Raw genomic sequence first — 14,381 nt, forward strand, 5'->3', positions numbered from 1 at the left:
TTGATGTTCTAGCCACGCAGGTCTGCGCATTTCGCACCACGCGCACATCAACTCACCATCTCACTATTTCACCATCTCACCGCTTACCAACCCGGGTTCTGCTGGTAGCGGCCCTGGCTGAAGTTGATCTGGTTGAGCGGGATGGGCAGGTACTCGTCGCGGCCACGGGTGAAATTGGCGTTCTGCAGGTACGAGCGGCGGGTTTTCTCCACCCGGAAGTACTCGTTCAGGTAGTCGGCGGCAATGCCCCAGCGCACCAGGTCGAAGAAGCGCGAGCCTTCCATCGCAAACTCCAGGCGCCGCTCCCAGCGCAGGGCCTCGCGGGCGTACTGCTGCGTCCACACGCCGGCCGGGTACTGGCCGATGCGGTAGTTCGAGGTGGCCTGCCCGTTGCTCTGCTTGAGCAGGCTGGTGCTGCTTTGGGCGCGCTGCCGGATCTGGTTGATGATGGGGAGGGCCTCGGCTTGCCGGCCCAGCTCGATGAGGGCCTCGGCCTTCCACAGCAGCACGTCGGCGTAGCGGATGACGGCCCAGTTCTTGGTGCTGCTCATGAAGGGCGGCAGCTTCTGAAAGGCCGGGTCGTTGGGCCCCACCAGCTCTTTCTGCGACATAAACTGCCCGTACACGTCGGGCACGCGCACCCAGGCGCGCTGGAACACGAACGAGGGGTCGTATTTCCAGGGGTGGGTCGGAATGGCCACGGTGTGGTCGAGGCGCGGGTCCACGGTGTTGGTCTGGAAGTCGGCCGGGGCCGTCAGGCTGCTGGTGTTGAAAGTGGTGAACAGCGGCAGACCCTGTGCATCGGTTTTGAAGGCGTTGACCAGGTTCTGGCTGGGCTGGTGGAAGCTGCAGCAGCCGAATTCCGAGTTCATCGGGTAGTTCAGCTTGTTGCCCTGGTTGATGCGCCCGCGCGGCGTGCCGTCGTCCTTGGAAAACTGGATGGCAAACACCGACTCCGAGCCGTTGTCGAAGGCCGACATGAAGTTGTTGCCGAAGTCGGTGTACAAGGAATGCTTGCCCGCGCCGATGATTTCGTTGGTCAGGCGCAACACCTCCTGCAGCTTGGCCTGGTCGACGCTCGTTACCTGGTGGTTGGTCTCGTTCTGCACGTAGGCCTGAAACAGCCGCACCTTGGCCAGATACGCCTTGGCCGCCACCTGGCTGGCCCGGCCCACCTCGCCCGGCGTCACGGGCAGGTTCGCGGCCCCGAACTGGAAGTCGTCGGCAATCTTATCCCACAGCGCCTGGCTGGTCAGCGCCACGTTCGACACCTGGTCGTACTGGTCCACCGGCACGTTTTCGTCGAGGTAGGGCACGCGGTCGAACAGCTCCTTGAGGATGAAGTAGAAATGCCCGCGCAGAAAGCGCGCCTCGGCGATGCGCACGTTGCGGTTGGGCATCTGCGCGTCGGTCACGGCCCCCAGGCGGCGCAGCGCGTCGTTGGCCCGGCCGATGCCCACGAACAGGCGGAACCACACCTCATCGGTGTTGCCCACGTCGGTGCGGTTGTAGGTGAAGGTTTCGTAGAAGTGGAAGCCTTCGATGTCGCCAATGCCGCCGCCGCCCTTGTAGGCGTCGCCGGAGCGCAGGTTGCCGTAGGGCCACAGCGAGGTGTAGGGCACCGTGAAGCCGTCGTTGGCCAGGGCCGAGTACGCGGCAATGACCTGCTTGTCGGCGTTTTCGGGGGTGTTCAGCTGCTCGTCGCTGAGCGCGCCGCGCGGCGGCACGTCCAGAAAGTCCTTGTCGTTGCAGCCGGTGGTGCCGAAGGTCAGCAGGGCCGCGGCCAGGGTGAGTACGTGTATGGATTTCATCGTGGGAAGCAGGATTGGGGAGGTGGGAAGTGGGCAGCAGCCCTATCGATTGCCCAGGGTTTAAACCCTGGGCTAGTGAGGGTGCGAAGCGGTAGAGATGCTTCGACTGCGCTCAGCATGACGTGCTGGTGTGCTCGTTCTTTTCCGGTCGTTCTTTGCTAGCCGTTCTAGAACGTCACGTTCAAACCAGTCGAAAAAGCCGGCGCGATGGGGAAGCCCAGCAGCTGCACTTCCGGGTCGGGGCTGGTGTAGGCGTTCGGGCCCTTGCGGTCCTTGAAGGTGACGAGGTTGGTGCCCTGCACGTAGAGGCGCAGCTGCTGCAGGCGCAGGGTGCTGGTCAAGGCCTTGGGGAAGCTGTAGCCCAGCTGCACGTTGCGCAGCTTCAGGTAGGAGCCGTTTTCCACGAAGTAGGTGGAGGGCCGCCACTCGTTGTTCTGGTTCAGCAAGGACACCGCCGGAATGGTCGAGCCGGTGTTCGTGGGCGACCAGGCGTCGAGCACGCGGGTGCCCCAGTTTTCCTGGTTGGCGAAGGTGAAGTCGGTGCGGAACTTGGTGTCGTTGAACACCTTCAGGCCCTGCACGCCCTGCCAGAACAGCTGCAGGTCCAGCCCCTTCCACGAGCCGCCCACGGTCAGGCCGTAGATGAAATCAGGCGTGTTGTTGGTAATCCAGGTCTGGTCGAAGTTGTCGATTTTACCGTCCCCGTTCAGGTCCTGGTAGCGGATGCGGCCGGGCGCGGCGCCCACCTGCGTGGCGTGGGTATCCACCTCGCTCTGGCTCTGAAACAGCCCGTCGGCCACGTAGCCGTAGCGCGAGCCGAAGGCCTGCCCGATGATGGTCACGTCCTGCCCGTTGCCACCGTAGGCGTTGATGACCTCGCGCGGCAGCTTGGTCACCTCGTTGCGGTAGCGGCTCAGGTTGGCCGTCACGTTGTAGGCGAAGCCGGTGCTCGGCAGCTCGTCCTGGTAGCTGAGCAGTACTTCCCAGCCCTTGTTTTCGATGGAAGCGCCGTTGACCCAGCGCGAGCCGCCTTCGCCCACCGCCGCGATGTAGGGCGGCAGCACCAGGATGTCGCGGGTGTTCTTCACGAAGTAGTCCACCGAGCCGGTCAGCTTGTTTTGCAGCAGCCCGAAGTCCACGCCGAAGTTGCTCTGGGTGGTGGTTTCCCACTTCAGCTGGTCGTTGCCCTGCTGAAAGCGGCGGTAGCCCGAGGGCAGCGCCCCGGTCTTGATGCCGGCAATGTCGTAGGCCGTGCCCGGGTCCGGGTCCCAGGTCGGGTCGGAGCCGTAGAGCGGGCGGTAGAGCGAGTAGGCCGCGTCGTTGGCAATGTCCTGGTTGCCGGTCTGGCCCCAGCCGGCGCGCAGCTTCAGGTCCGAAATCAGCGCCGCGTGGTTCTTGATGAAGCCTTCCTCGCTCAGGCGCCAGCCCACCGAGGCGGCCGGAAACCAGCCGAACTGGTTTTCCTTGCCGAAGCGCGACGACCCGTCGCGGCGCACCGTCACCGAGGCCAGGTACCGCTCGTCGAACGAGTAGTTGACCTTGCCGAAGTACGAGGCCAGGCGGTAGGCCGAGGAGAAGCCGGTGTTCAGCTGCGCCCCCGAGCCCGCGTCGAGGACCGCGTAGTTGATGTCCTCGCTGGCGAAGCCCGAGCGGTTGGCCGTCACCTCGTTGAAGTTGTAGCTGATGCGCTCGGCGCCGAGCAGGAAGTCTACCTGGTTTTTGCCCGCCCCGAGGTGGTAGTTCAGGGTGTTCTGCCACACCCAGTTGCCGAAGTTGCGGTTCACCACCAGCAGCCGGTTCACGTTGTCGGAGAGGTAGCCCGACTTGTACTTCTTCTGCAGGCTTTTCTGATCGAACAGGCTGTAGTCGATGCCGAAGGAGCTGCGCAGGTGCAGGCCCTTGATGACTTCCAGGTCGGCAAACACGTTGCCGAAGGCCCGCGAAGTGACGCCGAAGTTCTGCTTGTTGTCTTCCAGCAGGCGCACCGGGTTCTGCCGGTCCGAAATGCCGTTTACCGGCCCGCCCCAGCCCGCACCGTCTGCCGTGCGCACCGGCACGATGGTCGGGAGCACCGTGGCGTAGTTGATGGCGTCGCGGTCGGCCCCGAAGCGGGTGCGGTTGCGCGAGAGCAGCAGGTTTTCCCCGATTTTCAGCTTGCCGTCGAAAAAGGAGTAGTCCGAGTTCATGCGCGCCGTCATGCGCTTGTAGTTCGAGTACCGGACGACCCCGTCGTTGTCGTAGTAATTCAGCGAGAACAGCGCGTTGCCCCGCTCCCCGCCGTTGGCCAGACTCAGGTTGTAGCTCTGAATCAGCGAGGTCTGCTGAATCTCGTCGAACCAGTCCGTATCGGCCGCCCGCTGGGTTTTGTCAGCGTCGATAAACTCCGGCACGATGACCTCGTCGAGCACCGGCTGGCCGTTTTCGGTGTGCTGGCGGTAGGTGTACAGCGGCGAGGTGGGCGTGAGGTTGCCCGAGTTGACGGCCGCCTGCCAATACACCCGCCCGTACTCCTGGGTGTTCAGCATGGAGGTGATGCGCCGCGGCTTCTGCACCGTGGCGAAGGTGCTGAACTCGACGCGGTTGTAGCCTTTTTTGGCCTTTTTGGTGGTGATGATAATCACCCCGTTGCCGGCCCGCGAGCCGTAGATGCTGGCCGCTGAAGCGTCCTTGAGCACCTGAATCGACTCGATGTCGTTCTGGTTGAGCTGGTTGATGCCGTCCTTGGTCGGAATGCCGTCGATGACGTAGAGCGGGTCGTTGTTGCCCAGCGTGCCCAGCCCGCGGATACGCACCGATACCGCGCCGTCGGGCGCCCCGTCGGTGTTGATGCTCACGCCCGGCACGCGGCCCTGCAGGTTGCGCATCACGTTGCCCGAGGGCAGGTCTTTCACCTCGTCCACTTTCACCACGGCCACGGCCCCCGTCAGGTCGGCCTTGCGCTGCACCTGGTAGCCGGTCACCACCACCTCGTCCAGGGCCTTGGTGTCGGGCGCGAGCTGCACGTTGAACTCGGTGCGGCCGCTCACCGGCAGCTCCTGGGTAGCGTAGCCCACGAAGGAGAGCAGCAGCGTGGCGTTGTCGGCGGCGGTGAGCGTGAAGCGGCCGTCGGCGTCGGTCTGGGTGCCGTTGGTGGTGCCCTTCACCACCACGGTCACGCCCGGCAGGCCGTTGCCTTTGTCGTCGGTCACGCGGCCTTTCACTTGGATGTCGGCCAGCAGGTCGGCGGCGGAGCCGGGCGGGGTAGCAGGGCCCGCCAGCACCGGCGCGGCGGCCAGCGGCAGGGCGGTAAGCAGCGTCGCGGCCACGGCCCGGCGCAGGTGGGGTACGGTGTGTTTCATGGGAATGGCTGAGGTGAGAGAACAGAGGATGTTGGATCAACCGAAGGGGCAGTTACCGGCTGCCGGCTCCGGCGGAAGCCCGCCCGCCGCGTCCTTGTCGGAGCGCGGCGGGCCCGGCCGGCGCAGTGGGTTTCGCCGCCGGGCTTCGATTCAAAATTGCGCTGCAAACGTTTGCGGGCTGTTCCTCTATTCGTTCAAAGTCTTGCAGTTTTGATACAAGGCACAAACTTATTTCAAGTAACAGATATTCAGGTGATTAATATGAATACTGATACAGTTATTGAAGCGCCGTTTTCGATTTTGTTACCCGATTTTCAGAAATGATACCTGCCTTAGCGAGCATACTAAAGCTGCCGCGCCTTGTGGGCGGATGGTAAGAAGCCGGGTGACCTGAAGCCGGCAGCCCGCATTCAAGGGCAGTACCCGACTCTCCGCATGTGAACCCGCGCCCAACCCCGTGGCCTCATCCGTTTCTGCTGTTGCTCCTGCTGCTCAGCGGCAGCTGCACCGGCTTCTGGGCGGCCGTGTTTTTCCTGGGCTCCGAAGAGACGATGGCCCGGATGGTGCAGGCCGACGGCCTTCTGAAAATCTTCGCGCTGCGGTGGCTCGGCTTTGCGGCCTTTGGCGGACTGTGCGCGCCCGGCCTCGGGCTGCTCAGCTGGGCCGGGCGCGCTTTGGGGCTAGGTCACGGCTGGGCCCGGCCGAAACAGGTGTTTCGGCTGGCGCTGGTGCTACAACTGGTTTGGGCCCTGTTGGGCTGCCTGGTCTTCGCCTACGCCGCCGGCACGGCCGGCTAAGGCCCGCGCTTACCGCCTCAGCCCGCCGTGGTGTGCAGGGCCCGGAACTCCGAGGGCGACACCTGGTAGCGGGCCTTGAAGCTGGTGGAGAAATAGGAGGGCGAGGAAAAGCCCAGCTGGTAGGCCACCTCGGCAATGGTCAGCTCCTCGTCGAGCAGCAGCTGCCGGGCCTTGGTCAGGCGGATGCCCTGGATGAAGTCCGTCACGCCGGTGCCGAGCACGGCCTTCACCTTGCGGTAGAGCTGCACCCGCGAGATGCCCAGGCTGCGCGCCACGTCCTCCACCGACAGCTCGGCGCGCGACAGGTTGGCCTCCACGATGGCCGTCAGATCGGCCAGAAACTTCTGATCCACCCGCTGCGGAGCCACCGTGGCCGTGTCTACCGACAGCTCGCGGCGGAAATGCTCGCGCTGCCGGTCCCGGTTGGCCAGCAGGGTGCGCAGGCTTTCGAGCAGGAAGGTGGGGTTGAAGGGCTTGGTCAGGTAGAGGTCGGCGCCCTGCTGCACGCCCTCCACCTGCTGCTCGGGCGCGTTGCGGGCCGTGAGCATCACCACCGGAATGTGCGAGGTGCGCCAGTCCTGCTTGAGCTGCCGCACCACTTCCAGCCCGCTGATGCCGGGCAGCATCACGTCGCACACGATCAGGTCGGGAATGGCCTCGGCGGCCAGGCGCAGGCCGTTTTCGCCGTCGAGCGCGGCGCTGACCTGGAAGTGCGGCCGCAGCTTCTGCTGCAGAAAGGCGCTGACGTCCGGGTTGTCCTCAATCACCAGCACCAGCGACTCGCTGCTGGTCACGGCCGGCGCGGGCGCGGCTTCCTCCACCAGCAGCGCCGGCCGCGGCGCGCCCAGGTCCTCGTCCAGCGCGAAGGCCGTGGGCGTCGGGGCGGCGGGGGCGGTGGTGGTAAGGGCGGCGGGCAGCTCTTCGGGCAAAGTCACCACGAAGGTGCTGCCCTGGCCCGGCTGGCTGCTGAACGTGAGCTGGCCCTGGTGCAGGCGCGTCAGGCCCTGGGCCAGCGCCAAGCCCATGCCTGAGCCCTTGGCCGACTGGTGCCCCTGGTAAAACCACTCGAAAATGTGCGCCTGGTCCTGCTCGGCAATGCCCGGGCCGGTGTCTTCCACGCTCACGCGCACGGTTTTATCGGTCGGCACGCGTTGAATGCTCACGGTAATCTGCCCGCGGTCGGGCGTGAACTTGAAAGCGTTGCTGAGCAGGTTGAAGAACACCTTGTCGACGATGTTCACGTCGAACCACACACTGATGACGGGCTCGGCGGGCAAAAAGCGCAGGGTGATGCCGCGCTGCCGGGCCGGGCGCTCAAACACGTCCATGATGTCGCGCACAAAGGCTACCAGGTTGCCCTGCGCGGCCCGCACCGGCATCTTGCCCACGTCGATTTTGCGGAAATCCATGAGCTGGTTCACCAGCTGCAGCAGGCGGTGGGTGTTGCGGCGCACCAGGGTCAGGTCGTGGCGCTGGGCGGCACTCAGGTCCTGGCCGTTGGTGAGCAGCTCCTCTACCGGCCCCAGAATGAGGGTGAGCGGGGTGCGCAGCTCGTGCGAGAAGTTGGTGAAGAAGCGCAGCTTGGCCTCGGTGGCCACGCGGGCCTGCTCGGCCAGGTCCATGATCTGGTTGCGCTGGGCCAGGATTTCCTGATTCTGCCCCTCCAGCTGCCGGTTGATGCGCCGGTTCACGCGAAACGCCCGCCAGGCCAGGGACCCGAGCACCGCCGCCCCCAGCAGGGCCGCGGCCAGCACGTAGAGCACGTTCTGCTGGCTGGAATACGTGGCCCGCTGCGCCCGCAGCAGCTCCTGCTGGCGCTGGATGTCCTGCTGCTGGGCGCCGAGCTGCTCGGTCTGCAGCTTCATCGTCAGCGCATTGGTTGAGTCGATGACCATGGTGCTCAAGATGTTCTCCTTGGCAAAGGGCTGCTTGCGCAAAATCTTCATGGCCGTGCGCACCGCCTCCTCGCCGCCCGGCGAGTAGAGCAGCGTAGCCGTGATGACGCCGTCCTGCACCAGCTGAATGCCCCCGCGCACGCCCGGCAGCCCGTCCACCCCGATAATCTTGACGCGCCGCTCCAGGCCCAGCTGCTTGCACACCTGGTAGGCGCCGAGGGCCAACCGGTCGTTGTGGGCGAAAATCAGGTCCACATCCGGGTGCTGGCGCAGCACCTGCGGCAGGCGCTCCAGCACCGAGGGCCGCTCCCAGTTGCTGTTGACCTCCGCCACCAGCCGCAGGCCCGGGTAGGCCGCCAGCGCCTGCGCAAAACCCCGGTGCCGGTCGACGGCGGGGGAGGAGCCGGGGGCGCCGCGTACCTCCAGCACCCGCCCGCGCTGCCGCAGCAGCCCGGCGGCGTAGTACCCGGCCTGCTGGCCCACCTCCACGTTGTTGCCGCCCACGTAGGCCGTGTAGAGCTTGGAAGTGGTGCGCCTATCGAGGATGACCACCGGAATACCGCGGTTATACACTTCCTCCACGATGGGCGTCACCGGCTCGGCCTCGTTGGCCGACACAATCAGCAAATCGATGCCCTCGCGCAGAAACTCCTTGATCTGCTGCTCCTGCAGGGCGCTGTTATACTTCGCATCCTTAATGCGGAAGCTGACCTCGGGGTAGAAGCTCAGCTCCTTTTTCATGCCCGCCAGCATGGCCTGCCGCCAGGCGTCGCCGTTGGTGCACTGCGAAAACCCGATGCGGTAGCGGGGCGGCGGGGCCGAGGGCGTGCAGCCGGGCAGCGCGCCTGCCAGCAGCGTCAGCAGCCACGCCACGGCCAGCCAGCGGCCCGGCCAAAGCCGCCGCGACGGGTGAAGACGGGCAAAAAGCGGGGCAGCCATGGGCGGGCGGTGAGGGGAATTCTCCAAAGCTAAAAAAGCCCGGCCAGCTTTGCCGTTTGCGTGGTCCACCGCGTCCGCGTTTTCTCGCCAACTCGCTTGCAGCCGCAGCCTTGTAGCCTCCGCTACAGCGCCGGTTTTGGGCGGCGTAGCGAAAAAAGGCGCAGCCCTGAGGTGCTGGCCTGCGTAAGAAGCTTCGCTACCCGGCCGGCTGCACCGCTTTTGCGACGCAAGCTATAGCCTGGTTTTCAATGCTTTTTCACTGACTCCCGCTAGGTATGATGGCAGCTCCCCGCGTTCGAGCCCTGGTCGAAACCAGCAAATCCGTAGCGGAAATCCGCGTACTGGTGCAGCTCGCGCCCGACCTCGTCGTGCCCTGGCGCTGGGACCTGCCCTATCTGCTGTGGGCCGCCTGGGGTACTGAGCGCACCGCCCGCTGGCTGACCGATCAGTTTCACAAGCACGACGGCGAACTGTCGCGCCTGGTAGGGGCGGAGGCCGTGTGCCAGGCCCTGCGCCGCGCCCTCGAAGTCCATCACCGCTTTTTCCGCGTGGCGTGGCTGGCCAGTCTGTAGCCGTCCGCCCACTACGCCCCATTCGCGGCTGAGCTATTCGTTGCCGGTCACCAGCACCCGGTCGCCGTGGGCCTTGGGCTGGGAGGTGACGGTGAAATGCAGGTCGCTGGCAGTTAAGTTAAGGATGCGGTGCGGCGTGCCGGGCGGCAGGTGCAGACCGGAGCCGGCTTCCACCGTCAGCCGCTGGCCCGCCACGTCGAACGTGGCCTCGCCGCGGAGCACGTAGAAAAACTGCTGCGCCCGCTCGTGGTAGTGGTATTGCTCGGCTGTGCCCGGCGGCATGCGCTCCTGAATCACGCTCAGCGCGGGCGTGTCAACCAGGTGCCACCCGTCGCACCGTTCGCCCCAGAGGTAGTGCGCGGCCGAGGCCAAGGACCGCAGCTGCGCCGGGAAATCAGCGGGAAGATCATTCATTGGAAGCCGTGTTCGTCAGGCCGCACCGCAAAGTGTCGGGTGCAAATTACCTGCACTGGTGTGAAACAACGTACTGAGCCGCCCCGCCTCCCGGACCGGGCGGTTTTCGGCCGTGGAAGCCAATGCTTTTGCAGCCGGCGTATGGCTTGAACAATCGGCCGGCAGCGAGTAAAGGAATACCAAATGGGGCTAAGCTGCCACCGGAACAATAAAAAAAAGGGCCCTCAGCGCGGTGCTGAGGGCCCTTTTTCGTGGTCACGTAGGGAGTCGAACCCCAAACCTCCTGGTTCGTAGCCAGGTGCTCTATCCAGTTGAGCTACGTGACCGTCTTTTCCGTTTTGGTGGTGCAAAGATAGGCGTCGGTTTTCGTGGTTTGCAAGCCGTGGCTTAGAATTTCCGCAGAAAAACCACGCATCTGTGGTCAACCGGCTGAAATCCAGTTGATTTTTTTTCAGCCTTTTTTCAGGGCGCGCTGCAGGGCCCGGTTGAAAAGCCAGTATAACCCCAGGGCCGAGCCGGCCAGCAGGCCAAGCACCAGCAGCTTGCCGGCAGTGCCGGTGTCGGGGTTGCTCAGCAGGGCAAAGACGTCGTTGGCTTTGGTGCCCAGCCAGTAAAAGAACAGCGTGCGCGGCAGCATGCCTAGTACCGAAGCCGCCAGGAATTGCTGCCGTGGTACCTTCACCACGGCCAAAATGAAGGTAATCATGGCAAAGGGCAGCACCGGGGAAATGCGGGTGAGCAGCACCAGCTGCCAGCTCTGCTTGCGCAGCTCCGCCATCACGGCCTCGGCCTTGGGAAAGCGCTGCAGGAAGCTGAGCATCTTGCCGTGGTCAAGAGAAGTGGCAATGAGGTAGCCGACCATGGCGGCCAGAATGTAGCTGAGTACCAGGCCGCCGAAGCCCGGCCACCCGAAGTAAAAGCCGGTGATAAGCGTGACAAGGGTGGTGTGAGTCAGCGAAAACGCCATGGCCACCGCCACCACGGCAAAGTAAATGAGCATGTGCACCGCCCCGGGCTGCTGCAGCCAGTGGCTGTTGGTGTGTAGCACCCAGGTCAGCACGCTGTCGCCGACGAGCGGGAGGCCTGCCAGCAGCAAGAGCGAAAAGAAAGTGGACGCGTTTTGGCGGAATAATTCGCGGAGGAAGTGCATGGCGGGCGGCAGAAGGGGAGCGAGCCGGCCCCGGACGACCGGGCGGCTCGTCCGACTCAAACGTAGAATCGGGGGGCGAAGCTACGCCGGCGGCCCAGGAGTGAGGCGACCGGCGTGGCGCCCGGGCAGGTCGCCGGGCCGGGCAGCGGAAGAAAATCGGGCTGCTACCTTTGGGGCCTTTATCTTTCCCGGGCTCAACCTTGCCCTCGTTCCCCAGACTCCCGCTATGAAATTCGGCACCAAAGCCATCCATGCCGGCGTGCACCCGGACCCCGCCACCGGGGCCATCATGACGCCCATTTACCAGACCTCGACCTACGTGCAACGCTCCCCGGGCGACCATAAAGGCTACGAGTACTCGCGCACCCACAACCCCACCCGCACCCAGCTGCAGGACGCGCTGGCCGCCCTCGAAAACGGCAAGCACGGCCTGTGCTTCGCTTCGGGCATGGCCGCCATCGACTGCGTAGTGAAGCTGCTGGAGCCCGGCGACGAAGTGGTGGCCACCAACGACCTGTACGGCGGCTCCTACCGCATCTTCACCAAGGTCTTCGCCAAGTACGGCATCAAGTTCAGCTTCGTGCCCATGCACGACGTGGAGGCCGTGCGCGCGGCCATGACCGAGCGCACCAAGCTGGTGTGGGCCGAAACGCCCACCAACCCGCTGCTGCACATCATCGACATCAAGGCCGTGGCCGAGGTGGCCCACGCCGGCGGCGCCCTGCTGGTGGTCGACAACACCTTCGCCACGCCCTACCTGCAAAGCCCGCTCGACCTCGGCGCCGACGTGGTGATGCACTCCCTCACGAAGTACATGGCCGGCCACTCCGACACGGTGATGGGCGCCCTCATCGTGCAGGACGACGAGCTGCAGCAGCGTCTGGCCTTTATCCAGAACGCCTGCGGCGGCACGCCCGGGCCCCAGGACTGCTTCCTGGTGCTGCGCGGCATCAAGACGCTGCACATCCGCATGCAGCGCCACTGCGAAAACGGCCGCGCCGTGGCCGAGTACCTGCGCCAGCACCCGCGCGTGGACAAGGTGTACTGGCCCGGCCTGGAAACCCACCCCAACCACCAGGTGGCCCGCCAGCAGATGCGCGACTTCGGCGGCATGCTCTCCTTCGTGCTGAAGGGCGACAAGGTGGAGGACGCGGTGGCCGTGCTGGAGAAATTTCAGCTGTTCACCCTGGCCGAAAGCCTCGGGGGCGTGGAAAGCCTCTCGGGCCACCCCGCCACCATGACGCACGCCAGCATTCCGGCCGAGGAGCGCCGCAAAGCCGGCCTGTCGGACTCGCTGATCCGCCTGTCGGTGGGCATCGAGGACGCCGAGGACCTCATCGAGGACCTGGCCCAGGCCCTGGGCTAAGCCCGGCGGTGCACGAAAAAGCCGTCATTCCGCGTTCCGCCGCGGAATGACGGCTTTTCTGTATCAACTTACCGCCTAATGACCACGCGTATGTTCTCCTGCTTCCGCCTGCTGCTATTGGCTGCGCCGCTGAGCGCCGCTTGCGTTACTGTTTCGGCCCAGACCGCGCCGGGCGCGCCGCCCCGACCCCACACCTTGGCGGTGCGCGGCACGGCGTTTCAGGAGGTGGAGCCCGAGTGGGTGGAGCTGCTGGTGACCTACCGCGTGTCGGACAACGTGAAGGATTCCGACAAGGCCAAAGAGCAGGAAAAAGCGCTGCGGAACGTGTTGCCGAGCTTCAACATCTCCCCCGAGAAGCTGGTGCTCGATAACCTGACGGCCTACGGTTACGGCGGCTTCTCCAAAATGGGCAACTCCACCGTGGCGCTGACGCGGGTGTACCGCCTCCGGCTCGACAAGCCGGCCGTGCTCAACGAGCTGATTCCGCGGCTGGTGCAAACCGGCGCCGACAACGTGCAGGTGGCCCGGCTGGAAAACGCCCAGCTCGAAGCCCGGCGGCAGGAGGTGCTCGGCAAAGCCCTCGACAACGCCCGCCAGAAAGCCGCCCTGCTGGCCCGGCAGCTCGGGCAGCAGCTCGGTGCTCCGCTGGCCGTGACGGAGGTAACGCCCTTTGCCGGCTACCGCCTGGAGGAAGCCGGCTACAAGCGCAAGGAAGGCTACCAGCGCGAAATTGACGCGGCCGACGCGCCCGTCCCGAACCTGCGTACCATCCGCGTGACGAGCACCGTCGACGCCGAATTTGAGCTGAAATAGCCCCGCGTGAGCAAGCCGCCCCTCCGAACCGCCCAGTGGTGGCAGCGCTGGCCGCTGGGGCCGTACGCGGGGCTCTACCTGCTGCTGCTGAGTCTGCTGGTGACGCTGCTGCCCGCCGTGGGCTTCAAAAACGACTTCTGGCTGTGGGTGCGCTGGGCCGAGTACAGCCGGGCGCACGGCCTGGCCAACGTGTACGCGGTGCCCGGCAACAACTACAACCCGCTGTATCACTACGTGCTGTGGCTGTTCGGGCGGCTGGCGGGCAGCGCGGCGGCCATCGAGGCGCAGCGCTACTCCCTGAAGCTGCTCACCCTGCCCTTCGACTTCGGCGGGGCGCTGCTGGCGGCCTCGCTGCTGCGGGGGGCGCGGCGGCGCTTCGTGGGCTCGTTGTGGCTGCTGCTGAACGCGGGCTACCTCTACAACACGCTGATCTGGGGGCAGGTCGACGCCATTTATTCCGGCCTGAGCTTCGGGGCGGTGCTGCTGGCGCTGCGGGGCCGCGGCACCTGGAGCGCGGGGTGCTTTGCGCTGGCGCTGGCGGCCAAGCTGCAGGCGCTGATTTTTCTGCCGGGCCTGCTGCTGCTCTGGGCGCCGCAGTGGTGGCAGCGCCCGCGGCGGCTGCCTGCCGCCGGGCTGGCCGGGCTGGGCACGCTGGCGCTGGTGCTGCTGCCCTTCGCGGTGGGCGGCGAGCGGAGCTACCTGGCCGACATCTGGCGCATCAACCGGCAGGCCGTGGGCTACTACCCGTTCCTCTCGATGAACGCCTTCAACTGGTGGCACCTCACGGCTGCGGGCCAGCCGCTCACCCGCCTCGACACGGCCCTCTGGCACGGGCTGACCTACCGGCACTGGGGCATGCTGCTGTTTGGGGCGGCGGCCACGGTGGTGCTGCTGCCGCTGCTGGGCCACGCCCTGGCCCGGCTGCGCCGCCCCCAGCCACCCGATGCGCCGCTGGTTTTGCTCAGCCTGGCGCTGGTGCCGCTGATATTCTGCTTTTTCAACACCCAGATGCACGAGCGGTACTGGCACAGCGCCCTGCTGTTTGCGGCCGCCTACGCCTTCACCACCAACTGCTACGCGCTTTTCGGGCTCGTTTCGGTGGCCTACCTGCTGAACCTGGAAGCCGTGATGGGCTACCTGGGGCTGCCGGCCGCGCTGCTGGGCCCCGCCCCGATTGCCGGGCTGTTTGCGCTGAGCATCGCACTGGGCGTCGGGCTGCTGTACCGACGGGCGGCGGGGCTTGAACGAGCGGCCGGGGGCGCGGCGGGGCCGGTATCGTAGCTTTA

General features: G+C 65.6%; 10 protein-coding genes and 1 tRNA gene. 5 read left to right on the forward strand and 6 right to left on the reverse strand.

Features of this window, described 5'->3' with window-relative positions:
* Positions 1-83: 83 nt before the first annotated feature.
* Positions 84-1,811: a RagB/SusD family nutrient uptake outer membrane protein gene (locus DLM85_RS12500; protein ID WP_111478435.1), complete on the reverse strand. Its 1,728-nt coding sequence runs from the start codon at positions 1,809-1,811 to the stop codon at positions 84-86.
* A gap of 167 nt (positions 1,812-1,978) precedes the next feature.
* Complete coding sequence (locus tag DLM85_RS12505; RefSeq protein WP_111478436.1) at positions 1,979-5,149, reverse strand: SusC/RagA family TonB-linked outer membrane protein; 3,171 nt, start codon at positions 5,147-5,149, stop codon at positions 1,979-1,981.
* A 479-nt stretch (positions 5,150-5,628) separates the two neighbouring features.
* Between DLM85_RS12505 and DLM85_RS12510 the strand changes: the two genes are divergently transcribed.
* On the forward strand, positions 5,629-5,946 hold the full coding sequence (locus DLM85_RS12510; protein ID WP_111478437.1) for a hypothetical protein: 318 nt from the start codon (positions 5,629-5,631) through the stop codon (positions 5,944-5,946).
* A 17-nt stretch (positions 5,947-5,963) separates the two neighbouring features.
* On the opposite strand, the gene DLM85_RS12515 is transcribed toward DLM85_RS12510, so the two are convergent.
* Positions 5,964-8,780: a substrate-binding domain-containing protein gene (locus tag DLM85_RS12515; protein WP_111478438.1), complete on the reverse strand. Its 2,817-nt coding sequence runs from the start codon at positions 8,778-8,780 to the stop codon at positions 5,964-5,966.
* A gap of 275 nt (positions 8,781-9,055) precedes the next feature.
* Between DLM85_RS12515 and DLM85_RS12520 the strand changes: the two genes are divergently transcribed.
* Complete coding sequence (locus tag DLM85_RS12520; protein ID WP_111478439.1) at positions 9,056-9,352, forward strand: hypothetical protein; 297 nt, start codon at positions 9,056-9,058, stop codon at positions 9,350-9,352.
* A 33-nt stretch (positions 9,353-9,385) separates the two neighbouring features.
* On the opposite strand, the gene DLM85_RS12525 is transcribed toward DLM85_RS12520, so the two are convergent.
* From DLM85_RS12525 to DLM85_RS12535, 3 genes are all read right to left on the reverse strand, one after another.
* Entirely contained in the window at positions 9,386-9,766 is a 381-nt protein-coding gene (locus tag DLM85_RS12525; RefSeq protein WP_111478440.1) for a cupin domain-containing protein, read from the reverse strand.
* Positions 9,767-10,018: 252 nt separating this feature from the next.
* Positions 10,019-10,092 (reverse strand) — tRNA-Arg (locus tag DLM85_RS12530).
* A gap of 125 nt (positions 10,093-10,217) precedes the next feature.
* Positions 10,218-10,916 carry a TVP38/TMEM64 family protein gene (locus DLM85_RS12535; protein ID WP_111478441.1) on the reverse strand — a complete coding sequence of 233 codons (699 nt, stop codon included), beginning with the start codon at positions 10,914-10,916 and terminating at the stop codon, positions 10,218-10,220.
* Positions 10,917-11,142: 226 nt separating this feature from the next.
* On the opposite strand from DLM85_RS12535, the gene DLM85_RS12540 reads away from it, so the two are divergent.
* The 3 genes from DLM85_RS12540 to DLM85_RS12550 all read left to right on the forward strand — a co-directional run bounded on the left by DLM85_RS12540 (position 11,143) and on the right by DLM85_RS12550 (position 14,376).
* A complete protein-coding gene (locus DLM85_RS12540) occupies positions 11,143-12,282 on the forward strand; it encodes a cystathionine gamma-synthase (RefSeq protein WP_111478442.1) in 1,140 nt (379 codons plus the stop codon).
* 90 nt (positions 12,283-12,372) lie between these two features.
* Positions 12,373-13,095, forward strand: a complete 723-nt coding sequence (locus tag DLM85_RS12545) for an SIMPL domain-containing protein (protein WP_165822124.1) — start codon at positions 12,373-12,375, stop codon at positions 13,093-13,095.
* A gap of 6 nt (positions 13,096-13,101) precedes the next feature.
* On the forward strand, positions 13,102-14,376 hold the full coding sequence (locus DLM85_RS12550) for a glycosyltransferase 87 family protein (protein ID WP_111478444.1): 1,275 nt from the start codon (positions 13,102-13,104) through the stop codon (positions 14,374-14,376).
* Positions 14,377-14,381: the final 5 nt, after the last annotated feature.

This window comes from Hymenobacter edaphi, from assembly GCF_003258365.1.
In the GTDB taxonomy this organism is placed as follows: Bacteria; Bacteroidota; Bacteroidia; order Cytophagales; family Hymenobacteraceae; genus Solirubrum; species Solirubrum edaphi.

Excerpts from the sequence above, each read along its gene's own strand:
- DLM85_RS12545 (WP_165822124.1), top strand. The coding sequence starts at position 12,373 with ATGTTCTCCTGCTTCCGCCTGCTGCTATTGGCTGCGCCGCTGAGCGCC.
- DLM85_RS12525 (WP_111478440.1), bottom strand. The coding sequence starts at position 9,766 with ATGAATGATCTTCCCGCTGATTTCCCGGCGCAGCTGCGGTCCTTGGCC.
- DLM85_RS12540 (WP_111478442.1), top strand. The coding sequence starts at position 11,143 with ATGAAATTCGGCACCAAAGCCATCCATGCCGGCGTGCACCCGGACCCC.
- DLM85_RS12535 (WP_111478441.1), bottom strand. The coding sequence starts at position 10,916 with ATGCACTTCCTCCGCGAATTATTCCGCCAAAACGCGTCCACTTTCTTT.
- DLM85_RS12505 (WP_111478436.1), bottom strand. The coding sequence starts at position 5,149 with ATGAAACACACCGTACCCCACCTGCGCCGGGCCGTGGCCGCGACGCTG.
- DLM85_RS12520 (WP_111478439.1), top strand. The coding sequence starts at position 9,056 with ATGATGGCAGCTCCCCGCGTTCGAGCCCTGGTCGAAACCAGCAAATCC.
- DLM85_RS12515 (WP_111478438.1), bottom strand. The coding sequence starts at position 8,780 with ATGGCTGCCCCGCTTTTTGCCCGTCTTCACCCGTCGCGGCGGCTTTGG.
- DLM85_RS12500 (WP_111478435.1), bottom strand. The coding sequence starts at position 1,811 with ATGAAATCCATACACGTACTCACCCTGGCCGCGGCCCTGCTGACCTTC.